Source organism: Pseudonocardia tropica, assembly GCF_040105315.1.
In the GTDB taxonomy this organism is placed as follows: domain Bacteria; phylum Actinomycetota; class Actinomycetes; order Mycobacteriales; family Pseudonocardiaceae; genus Pseudonocardia; species Pseudonocardia alni.
On the sequence record NZ_JBEDNP010000015.1, the window covers coordinates 85,136 to 98,498 of the forward strand.

Sequence of the window (13,363 nt, forward strand, 5' to 3'; positions counted from 1 at the left end):
ACACCTTGACCTCGTGAGCAGTCGCAACGATCCGGGGGACGGGCCGACCCGACCGGTGCCCGGCGCGGAACGGGACTCCCCGACCCGGCCGGTCCCGTCCGCAACGGGTGACGGCCCGACCACCCGGACCCGCGCCGGCCGGGTCACCGGCCTGCTGCGGTCGACCTTCGCCGACACCACCCCGCTGCGCACGCCCGCCTACCGGAGGCTGTGGGTGGCCGGGATCGTGACGGTGATCGGTGCCCAGCTGTCGGTCGTCGCCGTGCCGATCCAGATCTTCCAGCTGACCGGCTCCTCGGCCTACGTCGGCCTCACCGGGCTGTTCGGCCTGGTCCCGCTGGTGGTGTTCGGGTTGTGGGGCGGCGCGGTCGCCGACGCGGTGGACCGGCGGGTGATGCTGCTCTTCACCGGTTCGGGCATCGCGCTGAGCTCGCTGGCGCTGTGGGTGGTGTCGGCCAGCGGCGCCGGCAACGTGTGGGTCGTGCTGGTGCTGTTCGCGTTCCAGTCGGCGATGCTCGCGATGAACCAGCCCACCCGCAGCGCGGTCATCCCGCGGCTGCTGCCGGCCGAGCAGCTGCCCGCGGCGAACGCGCTGAACATGACCGTCGTGCAGGTCGGCGCGGTGCTCGGGCCGCTGCTGGCCGGGGTACTGATCCCGTTCATCGGGCTGTCGACGCTGTACCTGATCGACGCGATCTTCCTGCTGGCGACGCTGTGGGCGACCTGGCGGCTGCCCGCGCTGCCCAGCTCCGCGCAACGGGCGGACGGCGCCCGCCCGAAGGTGGGGCTGCGCTCGGTCGTCGACGGCTTCCGCTACGTCGGGACGCAGCGCATCCTGCTCGTCTCGTTCCTGGTCGACGTGATCGCGATGGGCCTGGGCATGCCCCGGGTGCTGTTCCCGCAGATGGCGGTGGACACCTTCGGCGGGTCGGCCGACGGCGGCATCCAGCAGGGCCTGCTGTTCGCCGCGATCCCGATCGGGATGGTGGCCGGCGGCGTGCTGTCGGGCTGGCTGCAGAAGGTGCAGCGCCAGGGCGTCGCGGTCGTGGTCGCGGTGTGCGTGTGGGGCGGCGGGATCCTGGTGTTCGGCCTGACCGGGTCGCTGTTCCTCGCGGTGCTCGCGCTGGCCGTCGCCGGCGCGGGTGACCTGGTCAGCTCGGTCTACCGGTCCTCGATGCTGCAGACCGTCGCCACCGACGAGATGCGCGGCCGGATGCAGGGCGTGTTCATCGTCGTCGTCGCGGGCGGGCCCCGGCTGGCCGACATGTGGCACGGCTCGGCGGCGTCGCTGATCGGGCCCGGCATCACCGCGACGCTCGGCGGCGCCGCCGTGATCGTCGGCGTGCTGCTGTGCGTGTGGCGGTTCCCGGAGTTCCTCCGGTATCGCGCGCCCGGAGGTGGAGCGTGAGAATCGTCGCCGCGTTCTGCGGATTCCGCCCGGCGGGCTAGCGTGTGTCAGAGACCCGATTGATCCCCGCTGTGAGAGGGAACCTCCACATGTCCGACGAGACCGCCGCCAAGTCCGACACCGCCGTACTCCGGTACTCGGGCGGCGAGTTCGAGACCGCGGTGCACACCCCGACGGAGGGGTCGCAGGCCGTCGACGTCAGCAAGCTGCTCGGCAAGACCGGCCTGGTCACCTTCGACCCGGGCTTCACCAGCACCGCGGCCTGTTCCTCGGCGATCACCTACATCGACGGTGACGCCGGCATCCTCCGTTACCGCGGATACCCGATCGACCAGCTGGCCGGGAACTCCACGTTCCTCGAGGTCAGCTACCTGCTGATCTACGGCGAGCTGCCGAACCAGCAGCAGCTCGACGCCTTCACCAACCGGATCAGCCGGCACACCCTGCTGCACGAGGACCTGAAGCGCTTCTTCGAGGGCTTCCCGCGGGACGCGCACCCGATGCCGGTGCTGTCGTCGGCGGTCAGCGCGCTGTCGACCTTCTACCAGGACTCGCTGGACCCGCACGACCAGGAGGCCGTCGAGCTCTCCACCCTGCGGCTCATGGCGAAGGTCTTCACGATCGCCGCCTACGCCTACAAGAAGTCCGTCGGGCAGCCGTTCCTGTACCCGGACAACTCCCTCGGCCTCGTCGAGAACTTCCTGCGGATGACCTTCGGGTTCCCGGCCGAGCCCTACGAGCTGGACCCGGACATGGTCCGCGCGCTCGACACCCTGCTGATCCTGCACGCCGACCACGAGCAGAACTGCTCCACGTCGACGGTGCGGCTGGTCGGCTCCAGCCAGGCGAACCTGTTCGCCTCCATCTCCGCCGGCATCAACGCGCTGTTCGGCCCGCTGCACGGCGGCGCGAACCAGGCGGTCCTGGAGATGCTGACCCGCATCAAGGACGTCGAGGGCGGCAACGTCGACGACTTCGTGAACCGGGTCAAGAACAAGGAGCAGGGCGCGAAGCTGATGGGCTTCGGGCACCGGGTCTACAAGAACTACGACCCCCGCGCGAAGATCGTCAAGGAGCAGGCCGAGACGATCCTCAAGAAGCTCGGCGTCAACGACCCGCTGCTCGACATCGCCATGACGCTCGAGGAGAAGGCGCTGGCCGACGACTACTTCGTCGAGCGCAAGCTCTACCCGAACGTCGACTTCTACACCGGCGTCATCTACCGGGCGATGGGCTTCCCGGTGAAGATGTTCACCGTGCTCTTCGCGCTCGGCCGGCTCCCGGGCTGGATCGCGCACTGGCGCGAGATGATGAACGACCCGCAGAACAAGATCGGGCGCCCGCGCCAGCTCTACACCGGTTCCGCCGAGCGCCTCTACGTCCCGGTCGGCCAGCGCTGACCCCGTAGCTGCGCCGCTCCGTACGCACGGCCCCGCCGGACTCTCCGGCGGGGCCGTGCGCGTCCGCCGACGGGCGGGCCGCGGGCGGCGCCGCTAGCGTCGACCGGCATGGCGCCCAGCACTGCCGTCGTCTGGTTCCGGCGCGACCTCCGGGTCGCCGACCAGCCCACGTTCCTCGCCGCGGCCGACGCCGCCGACCGCGCGCTCGCGCTGTTCGTGCTGGATCCGGCCCTGTTGACCCCCTCCGGTACGGCCCGCGCGAACTTCCTCTTCGGGTGCCTGCGCGAGCTCGACCAGGCACTCGGCGGGAAGCTCCTCGTCGTGCAGGGCGACCCGGCCGACGTCGTCCCGCGGATCGCGACGGCGGTCGGCGCGCAGACCGTGCACGTCGCCGCGGACTACGGTCCCTACGGCCGCGAGCGCGACGAGCAGGTCGAGAAGGCGCTCGCCGAGGACGGTGTCGAGCTCGTCCGCACCGGCTCGCCCTACGCCGTCGCACCCGGCCGGGTGGAGAAGGGCACCGGCGGGCCGTTCAAGGTGTTCACCCCGTTCAGCCGCGCCTGGGCCGACCACGGCTGGCGCGCCCCCGCCGAGACCGACGCCGGCACCTGCACCTGGATGGACCCGTCCGACTCCGACGGTGGCCCGCGGGCCGTCGCGATCCCCGAGGACGGGGCGGTCGAGGCCGAGCTGCCCGAGGCGGGGGAGTCCGCGGCGCTGGCCCGCTGGGAGGACTTCCTCGACGAGGGCGTCGAGGACTACGGGTCCGCCCGCGACCTGCCGGCCGAGCGCGGCACCTCGGGCATGTCGCCGTACCTGAAGTACGGCTGCGTCCACCCGCGCACGCTGCTCGCGGACCTGGCGGAGCGCACGGGCGACTCGGTGAAGGCCTTCCGCACCGAGATCGCCTGGCGGGAGTTCTACGCCGACGTGCTGTACCGGCGCCCGGACTCCGCGCGGGGGAACTACGACACGGCCTTCGACCACCTGCCCCTGCGCACCGGGAAGGCCGCCGACGCCGACTTCGAGCGCTGGTGCGAGGGTCGGACGGGCTTCCCGATCGTCGACGCCGGCATGCGCCAGCTGCGCGGCGAGGCGTGGATGCACAACCGGGTGCGGATGATCGTCGCGTCGTTCCTGGTCAAGGACCTGCACATCCCGTGGTGGCGCGGCGCGCGGCACTTCATGGCGCTGCTCGTCGACGGCGACCTCGCGTCCAACCAGCACGGCTGGCAGTGGACGGCCGGGTCGGGGACGGACGCGTCGCCGTACTTCCGGATCTTCAACCCGATCACCCAGGGCGAGCGGTTCGACCCCGACGGGGACTACGTGCGCCGCTGGGTGCCCGAGCTCGCCCACGTCGAGGGCAAGGCCGTGCACCAGCCGTGGAAGCTGCGCGACGGCGTCCCGGAGGGCTACCCGGAGCCGATGGTCGACCACAAGGCCGAGCGGCAGGAGGCGTTGGAGCGCTACGAGAAGGTCAAGGCCGCCCGGTCCTGAGTGCGTCCCGCCAGCGGACCCGCGCCCCGGTGCGCAGCACCGAGTTCCGGTAGACCCGTGCCGCGAGCACCACCATCCCGGCCAGTGCGAGCAGCGCCAGTACGAACGCGACGACCGGCTCCCACCACGCGGTGACCCCCAGCGCGGTGCGGGCCGGCATGAGCGTCTGCGACAGGTACGGCACGAACGACAGCACCGTCGTGACGGGGTTGCGCGGGTCCACGGGCAGCACGGCGACGGCGAGCAGGAACGGCACGAGCAGCACGACGGCGATCGGCGCGGTCACCGACTGGAGCTCCTCCTGGCGGGACACCAGCGCCCCCGCCGCCGCGTAGAGCGTCGCGAACAGGAAGAACCCGACCAGGTACCAGGCCAGCGCCGACACCAGCGTCGGCAGTAGCAGTGCCGGGACGGCCACCGCGCCGGTGCCCACCGCGACGGTCGCGCCGACCCCGCCGAGGATCAGCAGCTGCAGCAGCCCGACCAGGCCGAGCCCGAGCACCTTGCCCGCGAGCAGCTGCCGCGCCGGGATGGTCGCGAGCAGCAGCTCGACCACGCGCCCGGCCTTCTCCTCGACCACCCCCTGCGCGACGGCGGCGCCGTAGGCGGTGACCGAGAAGAACAGCAGGAACGTCACCACGAACGCGGTGCCGATCCGCTGCCCGAGCTCGGTGTCGACCGGTTCGAGGGTGCGCACCCCCACCCCGGACAGCGCGCTGACCTGCTCGGGGTCGGCGCCGGCGGCGTACAGCGACTCGCGCACCGCCTGCTGCTCGACGACGTCGGCGACCAGCGACCGCAGCCCCGGTGCGACGTCGTCGAGGCCCACGAGCTGGTAGGTCCCCGGCGCCCCGGTGAGCATCGCGTCGGCCTCGCCGGTGCGGACCATCGACTCGGCGGTGTCCCGGTTCCCGGCCTCGGTCAGCCGCAGCGCGGTGCCCAGCCGGTCCGCGGTGCCCTGCAGCTCGCCGCGCAGCTCGCGGGCCGGCCCGTCGAGCACCAGCGACGACGACGAGTTCTGCGACCCGGCGAACACGATCACCGCGCCGTAGCCGCCGAACACCAGCAGCATGAGCAGGATCCCGACGACGAACGTCCGCGACCGCAGCTGGGTGGTGATCTCCCGCCGCGCGACGAGCAGTACCGCCCTCATCGGGCACCGTCGGTCGCCGGGACGGCGCGGTCGCGCACGGCGTCGCGGTACAGCTCGGTCAGCGGCGGCCGGTACGGCCCGAACGCGTGCACCGGCCCGGCGGCCAGCGCCGCGGCGAGCAGCACCTGGTCGTCGGTGCCCGGCGCCAGCTCGACGCGGGTGCGGTCGCCCTCGGTCCCGACGACCCGCACCCCGGCGAGGGCGTCGGCCCAGCCGGGCGGCGGGCCGGTGACGTCGTAGCGGTCGGGGGCTCCGGCGCGCAGGCCGTCGACCGTCCCGACCGCGACCATCCGGCCCGCCGAGATGATGCCGACCCGGTCGCAGAGCCGCTCCACCAGCTCCAGCTGGTGGGAGGAGAACACCACCGGCACCCCGGCCGCGGCGCGCTCGCGCAGCACCGTCCCGAGGGTGTCGACGGCCGCCGGGTCCAGCCCGGAGAACGGCTCGTCGAGCACCAGCAGGTCGGGGTCGTGCACCAGCGCGGCGCACAGCTGCACCCGCTGCTGGTTGCCCAGCGACAGCTTCTGCACCTCGTCGCCGCGGCGGTCGGCGAGCCCGACCCGGCCGGTCCAGGTCTCGGTGGAGGCGAGCGCGGCCGACCGGGACAGCCCGTGCAGCCGGGCCAGGTAGACGAGCTGCTCGGCGACCCGCATCCGCGGGTACAGACCGCGCTCCTCGGGCAGGTAGCCGATCCGGCGGCGTTCCGCGGGACCGAGCGGGGCGCCCCTCCAGCTGACCTCGCCGTCGTCGGCGTCGAGGACGCCGAGCACGATCCGCATCGTCGTCGTCTTGCCCGCCCCGTTGCCGCCGACGAAGCCGAACACCTCGCCCGCGCCGACCGTGAAGCTCACCCCGTCGAGGGCGGTGGCGGGGCCGAACCGCTTGGCGAGGCCGTCGATCGCCAGCACCCCGGCGACGCTACACGGGGCGGGTGTCGCGCACCGGTATCGATCACCGCGCGAGGGTGGCAGCCCCTCTTTCCGCTCTGTAAGCTCCGCACACCGCAATGGTGCTGGATATGTCGATCGTGTAACGAAATGCGCTTCCGGTAGCGGTTTACGCATTGCGTGAGTGGGGGGTCCTCGAATGTCATCGGTTCCGACAGGTGCTGGTCAGCAGAGTGGCGAGAACGAAGTGGAGCCCTCCGTACTGCGGAGGGCGGTCGCCGCGTCGGCGATCGGAAACGCGACGGAATGGTTCGACTACGGCATCTACGCCTACCTGACCGTCGAACTGACGAACGCGTTCTTCCCGGGCGAACTGGGCTACCTCGGAACGCTGCTCGGCTTCGCGATCTCGTTCGTCCTGCGACCGCTCGGCGGCTTCGTGTGGGGCCCGCTCGGTGACCGCATCGGCAGGCAGAAGGTCCTGTCGATGACGATCATCCTGATGGGTGTCGCGACGTTCCTGATCGGTGTCATCCCGTCCTACGAGACGATCGGCTGGGCCGCCCCGGCGCTGCTGTTCCTGCTGCGGATCATCCAGGGCTTCTCGACCGGCGGTGAGTACGGCGGCGCCGCCACGTTCATGGCGGAGTACGCGCCGGACCGCAAGCGCGGGTTCTGGGGCAGCTTCCTGGAGTTCGGCACCCTGGCCGGCTTCACGCTCGCGGTGCTGGTCGTCTTCGGTCTGGAGACCGCGATCGGCGAGCAGGCGATGCTCGACTACGGCTGGCGCATCCCGTTCATGATCGCCCTGCCGCTGGCGATGATCGGTCTCTACATCCGGACCAAGCTCGAGGACACCCCGGTGTTCCGCGACCTGGAGGCCGCCGGCGAGTCCGAGTCCGCCGCGACCGGTGCGCTCAAGGACCTCATCGTCCGCTACTGGCAGCCGATCCTGGCGCTGTTCGGCCTGGTCATCGCGCTGAACGTCATCAACTACACGCTGCTGACCTACATGCCGACCTACCTGCAGACGACGCTGTCGATGGACTCGGCGAGCGCCGACACCGTCGCCGTGGTCGGCCAGGTCGTGATGATGCTGCTGATCCCGTTCGCCGGTGCGCTGTCGGACCGGATCGGCCGCAAACCGTGCTGGTGGATCTCACTGGTCGGCATCTTCGTGCTGGCGATCCCGATGTACATGCTGATGGCGCAGAGCCTGCCACTGGCGATCCTCGGGTTCACCGTGCTCGGGCTGATCTACCTGCTGCAGCTCGGGACGATCTCCGCGACGTTCCCGGCGATGTTCCCGACCCACGTCCGGTTCGCCGGCATGGCGATCTCCTACAACGTGGCGACGGCGGCGTTCGGCGGCACCGCGCCGCTGATCAACGAGGCGGCCATCGAGGGCACCGGCGACGTCCTGTTCCCGGCCTACTACATGATGGGCGCCTGCGTGGTCGGCATGATCGCGCTCTACTTCGTCATCGAGACGAAGGGCGTGTCGATCGCCGGCCGGGACGTCCCGGGGCTCGCCGAGCACCGCGCACGGCAGGCCGCGAGGACCGGCTCCTGAGCCGTACCACCGGTCCGCACCGGGCCCGTCCCCGTCGGGGGCGGGCCCGGTCGGCGTCTCAGGGGACCGGCCACCCCTCCGGCAGCGGTACGTGCCCGTCCCGCGCGGCCGTCCACACCCAGGCCCAGCACACGGTGCCGTCGTCGAGGACCACCCGGGACCGCGTGTACTCCGGGCCCTCGTAGGCGTCGAGCGCGGCCAGCGCGGTCACCGGGTCGGCGAGCTCGACGACCCAGCCGGGTACCCCGTCGCCGGTGTCGAGGGTCAGCGCGGGGTATCCGAGGCCGGTGTCGGCGACCCCGCCGGTCGGCAGCACCACCGGCTGGGGCAGCACGTCGGAGGCGTGCCCACGCAGCATGCCGAAGGCCCGCCGGCCGGGCATGAGGGTGCCGTAGACGAACACCCGTGACGGCCACTGCTCCGGCACCGGCACACCGTCGACGGTCGACGCGTCCAGACCGTCCGGGCCGGGGGCACCGGTGAGCGCGACGGCGCCGGCCTGGTCGAGGTCGGCGCAGCGGACGGGTGCCCCGTCGACGTGCAGCGGGCGCCGGTCGGTGCGCGGGTCGCCGGTGGGGACCTCCGGGGCGAGGTAGGCCCACGGCCGGTCGAGCTCCCCGACGGCGTCGACGAGCGTGACCCGTCCGGTCGCGACCCGCGCCAGGCGGTAGCGCGGTGGGTCGGCGTCGCGGCCCTCGACGGTGTCGAGCGCGGCGAACTGCTCCGGGGCCGCCAGCCAGACCGCGTGCTCCTCGGTCACGCCGGGCACGGCTGCGAGCGTCGCGGGGCGCTGGTCGTCGACGACCCGGCGCCCGGCCGACCACACCGCGGCCGGCCCCTCGGTCCGGACCCGCAGCACGACGACCGGACCGGTCAGCCCGCGCTCCCCGCGCATCCAGGAGATCTTCGACGGGCAGGCGTTCGAGCCGTAGGCCAGCAGCGGGACGCGTCCGGCCAGCGGCGGGGCCCCGTGCCGGGCCAGGGCCGTGTCCAGGCACTCCCCGTCGACCCGCCACCCGGAGGGCGTCGCGGGGTCGGCGGTCAGCGGGTGCGACCGGCCGTCGACGTGCAGGAACGACCCGTCGGGCCGGGCCCCGGGGTAGGGGTCCGCCGGGAACGCCGAGTCCGGCCACGCATCCATGCGCACGCACCGTAGATCAACACCCGACCCGCGGCGAGGCCCGGTCAGGGGTCGCGCCGCTGCCCGCCCCGCGCCACGGCCCGGCGCAGCAGCGCCGCGGTCAGCACCATCAGCGCGAACACGACCAGGGCGGACAGCACCGCCCGCACCCACAGCGGCGTCGGCTCGGGCAGCAGGAGGGGCACGAAGAACACCCCGACCAGCGAGCTGCTGATGCCGATCAGCCCGAGCAGGGGCGCCGGGGTGCCGTCGGGGAAGCTCAGGGCCCGGACGAGCCGGCGGCGGGCGGTCACCCGCCCGACGCTACCGTGCGGCCCCCGCCACCTCCGGTGTCGCGATGCCGTAGCCGCGGATCTTGCGGTAGATCGTCGCCCGGCTCATCCCGAGCCGGCGCGCGGCCTCGGCCTTGTTGCCGTCGGCGTCGAGCAGGGCGTCGACGATGGCGTCGCACTCGATCGACTCGAGCGGGGTCAGCACCCGCCGGGCCAGCACCCGCGTCTCCGGCGGCAGGTCCTCCAGCCGGATCACCCCGGTCCGGCGACGGCTCACGACCTTGCGCAGCACCTGGTAGAGCTGCTCGACGTTGCCCGGCCACCGGTGCCGCATGAGCACCCGCAGGGCCTCCGGCGCACAGGTCAGGTCGGCGCCGCGGGTCAGCCGGGCGAGCAGGTACGGCACCAGCTCGGCGACGTCCTCCACGTGGTGGCGCAGCGGCGGGACCTCGATGGTGCGCGGGAAGCAGTCCAGCAGCGACGCCAGCTCGGGCGAGTCCGTCGTCCGGGAGCTGCCGCGGGTCGCGATCACCCAGGCCCGCTCCGGGTCGGTCGACTCGCGGTGCGGCTCGAGCACGTCGGCGAGCGCCGCCGCGGCGGCCGGGGGGAGCCGGTCGACCTCGCGCAGCACCAGCGTCCCGCCGCCGCCGTCGAGCTCGTCGGACACCTCGGCGAGCCAGCGCGGGCTCACGTCGCCGGCGTCGAGCACACGGACGTGCCCGGCGGGGGAGTGGAGGTGGTGGGTGGCGCGGGCCAGCGTGGTCCGGCCGGAGCCGTGCTCGCCCTGCAGCACCAGCCACTCGTTGGTGCGGAAGTGCCGGTCCACCGCCTGGGCGCACTTGGTCCACAGCGCCCCCGAGCCGACGGCGGTCGGCAGCGCGGTGGTGATCGTCGGGGTCGCGGAGCCGTGGCCGACGGTCTCGCGGTGGGTCAGGCTCACCTGCAGGATGCCGCCCGCCGAGCCCGCCTCGTTCCAGCTCGGCCGGCACTGCACGCGTGCGGTCGCCCCGCTCGGCAGGTCGACGACGAGCTGGCGGTTGCGTCCGGCCCGCAGCGCGTCGGTCGCCCCGGCGAGCAGCGGGACCTGGTCGCCGGGTGCGATGAGCTCGCGGGCGCGGTCGTTCATCATCACGAGGTCGTCGCCGACGGCGAGCACCGCGGAGTCGCCCCCGCGCTGGACCGCGGTCAGGTAGTCGTGCAGCAGCGTCAGCTCGTGCCGACCGGACGCTGCGAGCAACGCCTCCTCGATGCGGCGGGCCGTCGTCGCGGCGGTGGCGACCATCAGCGCGTTGGCCTCGCTCCGCCAGCAGGTCAGGTCGACGACGCCGAGGATCTTGCCGGTCACCGGGTGCCGGATCGGGGCACCGGCGCAGGCCAGGTCCTCCAGGTGCTCGACGAAGTGCTCGTGCCCGAACACCTCGGTCGGGCGCCTGCCCTCCAGCGCGGTGCCGATGCCGTTGGTGCCGACGTGCTGCTCGGCGTAGGAGAAGCCGGGGACGAGCCACACCCGGTCCAGATGCTGGCGCAGCGCGGAGTCACCGGTCCGGCGGTCGAGGACGACACCGTCGCCGTCGCAGAGGATGAGGCTGGCCGGCTCGGTGGCGAACTGGTCGCACAGCTCGGAGACGATCGGCGTGGCCGCCCGTACCAGCGGGCTGTCGGTCTCGCGGCCGATCTCGGGCAGGTCGATCGAGTCGGGCGCCACGTCGCTGTCCCGTGACCGGATCCACGACGCCAGGATCGGTGGGCGGACCGCGTCCTCACGCATCTGCTCGTGGTGCAGGAACGCGTCGCGGGCCGCCGCGATCCGTTCGGCCGTGGCGCTGGTGGTGGTCCTGGTGGCGGGTGTGGGCGCCGAGCCGGTGGCGGGACACACCCGTCCGTCCCCGGGGCGTCGCGGGCCCACCGGCGTCGGCCGGCCCGCCCGGGTGGCGCCCTGCGCGCCGTCGGGCAGGGGTCTCACACACGGCCTCCTCGCCTGTGTCGAGCTCGGAACACGACCATCGGAGACCCGCGTGCGGCAGCGGTGACCTGCCCGGATCCCGTGGTCACGGCGACGGTACGCGCCGTGCGAGCAAGATCACCACAGGTGACGGGCCGGAAGAGTCTCATATTGAGACCTCGAATGCCTCCCCGACGATGTGTGATTCGCAGCACGGAGGAGAGACGGCATCGCCGGGCGTGGCAACCAGCCACGCCGCCGGGTCGTCCGTCCTCCGCGTTCGACCACGACATCGGGCTACCCGCGCTCGCCCGCTGATCCGACCACAACCCACCACCGTGAGGAGACGACGTGAGTCGGCAGAGTTTGGCGAAGGCTCACCAGAAGATCCAGGAGCTTTCCTGGGAGCCGCAGTACCACGAGCCGTACATGAAGTACGGAACCGACTACACCTTCAAGAAGGCGGCGAAGAAGGACCCGCTCAAGCAGGTCCTGCGCTCGTACTTCCCGATGGAGGAGGAGAAGGACCACCGCGTCTACGGCGCCCAGGACGGTGCCATCCGCGGCAACATGTTCCGGCAGGTGCAGGAGCGCTGGCTGGAGTGGCAGAAGCTCTTCCTGTCGATCATCCCGTTGCCGGAGATCTCGGCGGCGCGCTCGATGCCGATGCTGTTCCACGTGGTTCCGAACCCGGAGCTGCACAACGGCCAGGCGATCCAGATGATCGACGAGGTTCGGCACAGCACGATCCAGCAGAACCTCAAGCGCCTGTACATGAACAACTACATCGACCCGGCGGGCTTCAACAACTCGCTGCGGAACTTCCAGAGCGACTACTGCGGCACGATCGGCCGCCAGTTCGCGGAGGGGTTCATCACCGGTGACGCCATCACCGCCGCGTCGATCTACCTGACCATCGTCGCGGAGACCGCGTTCACGAACACCCTGTTCGTGGCGATGCCGGCGGAGGCGGCCGCCAACGGCGACTACCTGCTGCCGACGGTGTTCCACTCGGTGCAGTCCGACGAGTCGCGGCACATCTCCAACGGCTACGCCACGCTCCTGATGGCGCTGTCGGACGAGGACAACCGCCAGCTGCTCGAGCGCGACCTGCGCTATGCGTGGTGGAACAACCACCGCGTCGTCGACGCCGCCATCGGCACCTTCATCGAGTACGGCACGAAGGACCGCCGCAAGGACCGCGAGTCCTACGCGGAGATGTGGCGCCGCTGGATCTACGACGACTACTACCGCAGCTACCTGCTGCCGCTCGAGAAGTACGGCCTGGTGATACCGCACGACCTGGTCGAGGAGTCCTGGAACCAGATCTGGAACAAGGGCTACGTCCACGAGGTCGCGCAGTTCTTCGCCACCGGCTGGTGCGCCAACTACTGGCGCATCGACGGCATGACCGACACCGACTTCGAGTGGTTCGAGTACAAGTACCCGGGCTGGTACGACCGGTACGGCAAGTGGTGGGAGAACTACAACCGCCTCGCCAAGCCGAACGGTCACCACGCCATCGTGGCCGAGGACGTCGACTACGTGTACCCGCACCGCTGCTGGACCTGCATGGTCCCGTGTCTGGTGCGCGAGGACATGGTCGTCGACAAGGTGGACGGCCAGTGGCGCACGTACTGCCACGAGGTCTGCCGCTGGACCGACGCCGAGGCCTTCCGGCCCGTGTACCAGGGTCGCGAGACCCCGAACATGGGCAAGCTCGTGGGGCACCGCGAGTGGGAGACGCTCTACCACGGCTGGAACTGGGCCGACGTCATCCAGGACATGGGTTTCGTCCGGGACGACGGCAAGACCCTCACCGCTCAGCCGCACCTCGATCTCGACCCGAAGAAGATGTGGACGCTGGACCACATGCGGCGCATGCCGCACCTGGCCAGCCCCAACGTCATCCTCAACGAGATGAGCGACGCCGAGCGCGAGGCGTTCGTGGCGGACTACAACCGCCAGGGGCCGGCAGGCAGGCCCGCGCCCACCGACGCCTGAGCGCGGGTCAGGCGAGGGGAGGGGTTCCCGTCACGCCATGACGGGTCCCTCTTCCCGCGGCCCGGCCGGGGGGTCGTCTTCCC

Annotated in this window: 10 protein-coding genes; 5 read left to right on the plus strand and 5 right to left on the minus strand. The window is 71.9% G+C overall.

Annotated elements, in window-relative coordinates; translation table 11 throughout:
• The first annotated feature begins 13 nt into the window (after positions 1–13).
• The 3 genes from WHI96_RS22085 to WHI96_RS22095 all read left to right on the plus strand — a co-directional run bounded on the left by WHI96_RS22085 (position 14) and on the right by WHI96_RS22095 (position 4,308).
• Positions 14–1,408: an MFS transporter gene (locus WHI96_RS22085; protein WP_345654915.1), complete on the plus strand. Its 1,395-nt coding sequence runs from the start codon at positions 14–16 to the stop codon at positions 1,406–1,408.
• 89 nt (positions 1,409–1,497) lie between these two features.
• Positions 1,498–2,808, plus strand: coding sequence for a citrate synthase (locus tag WHI96_RS22090; RefSeq protein ID WP_345654918.1), 1,311 nt, complete (start codon positions 1,498–1,500; stop codon positions 2,806–2,808).
• A gap of 108 nt (positions 2,809–2,916) precedes the next feature.
• Complete coding sequence (locus WHI96_RS22095) at positions 2,917–4,308, plus strand: cryptochrome/photolyase family protein (RefSeq protein WP_345654921.1); 1,392 nt, start codon at positions 2,917–2,919, stop codon at positions 4,306–4,308.
• Here WHI96_RS22095 and WHI96_RS22100 read toward each other — a convergent pair.
• Together WHI96_RS22100 and WHI96_RS22105 are read right to left on the minus strand one after the other, a co-directional pair.
• On the minus strand, positions 4,289–5,461 hold the full coding sequence (locus WHI96_RS22100) for an ABC transporter permease (protein WP_345654924.1): 1,173 nt from the start codon (positions 5,459–5,461) through the stop codon (positions 4,289–4,291). The two genes, WHI96_RS22095 and WHI96_RS22100, sit on opposite strands and share 20 nt — an antisense overlap.
• Complete coding sequence (locus WHI96_RS22105; RefSeq protein ID WP_345654927.1) at positions 5,458–6,369, minus strand: ABC transporter ATP-binding protein; 912 nt, start codon at positions 6,367–6,369, stop codon at positions 5,458–5,460. The genes WHI96_RS22100 and WHI96_RS22105 overlap by 4 nt, the downstream gene beginning before the upstream one ends.
• 226 nt (positions 6,370–6,595) lie before the next feature.
• Here WHI96_RS22105 and WHI96_RS22110 point away from each other — a divergent pair, with 226 nt between their 5' ends.
• Positions 6,596–7,921, plus strand: coding sequence for an MFS transporter (locus WHI96_RS22110; RefSeq protein WP_345654930.1), 1,326 nt, complete (start codon positions 6,596–6,598; stop codon positions 7,919–7,921).
• A gap of 58 nt (positions 7,922–7,979) precedes the next feature.
• Here WHI96_RS22110 and WHI96_RS22115 read toward each other — a convergent pair whose 3' ends face one another.
• From WHI96_RS22115 to WHI96_RS22125, 3 genes are read right to left on the minus strand one after another with little or no spacing between them, the layout of a single operon-like run.
• Positions 7,980–9,062, minus strand: coding sequence for a gamma-glutamylcyclotransferase (locus WHI96_RS22115; RefSeq protein WP_345654933.1), 1,083 nt, complete (start codon positions 9,060–9,062; stop codon positions 7,980–7,982).
• A gap of 44 nt (positions 9,063–9,106) precedes the next feature.
• Positions 9,107–9,355: a hypothetical protein gene (locus tag WHI96_RS22120; RefSeq protein ID WP_345654935.1), complete on the minus strand. Its 249-nt coding sequence runs from the start codon at positions 9,353–9,355 to the stop codon at positions 9,107–9,109.
• A 10-nt stretch (positions 9,356–9,365) separates the two neighbouring features.
• A complete protein-coding gene (locus tag WHI96_RS22125; protein ID WP_345654937.1) occupies positions 9,366–11,297 on the minus strand; it encodes a sigma-54-dependent Fis family transcriptional regulator in 1,932 nt (643 codons plus the stop codon).
• Between the two features lie 345 nt (positions 11,298–11,642).
• On the opposite strand from WHI96_RS22125, the gene WHI96_RS22130 reads away from it, so the two are divergent.
• Positions 11,643–13,280: a ferritin family protein gene (locus tag WHI96_RS22130; RefSeq protein WP_345655044.1), complete on the plus strand. Its 1,638-nt coding sequence runs from the start codon at positions 11,643–11,645 to the stop codon at positions 13,278–13,280.
• Positions 13,281–13,363 lie beyond the last annotated feature (83 nt).

Bases quoted from the DNA above. Each gene is read 5' to 3' on its own strand.
- WHI96_RS22090 (WP_345654918.1), top strand. From the start codon at position 1,498: ATGTCCGACGAGACCGCCGCCAAGTCCGACACCGCCGTACTCCGGTAC.
- WHI96_RS22095 (WP_345654921.1), top strand. From the start codon at position 2,917: ATGGCGCCCAGCACTGCCGTCGTCTGGTTCCGGCGCGACCTCCGGGTC.
- WHI96_RS22100 (WP_345654924.1), bottom strand. From the start codon at position 5,461: ATGAGGGCGGTACTGCTCGTCGCGCGGCGGGAGATCACCACCCAGCTG.
- WHI96_RS22115 (WP_345654933.1), bottom strand. From the start codon at position 9,062: ATGGATGCGTGGCCGGACTCGGCGTTCCCGGCGGACCCCTACCCCGGG.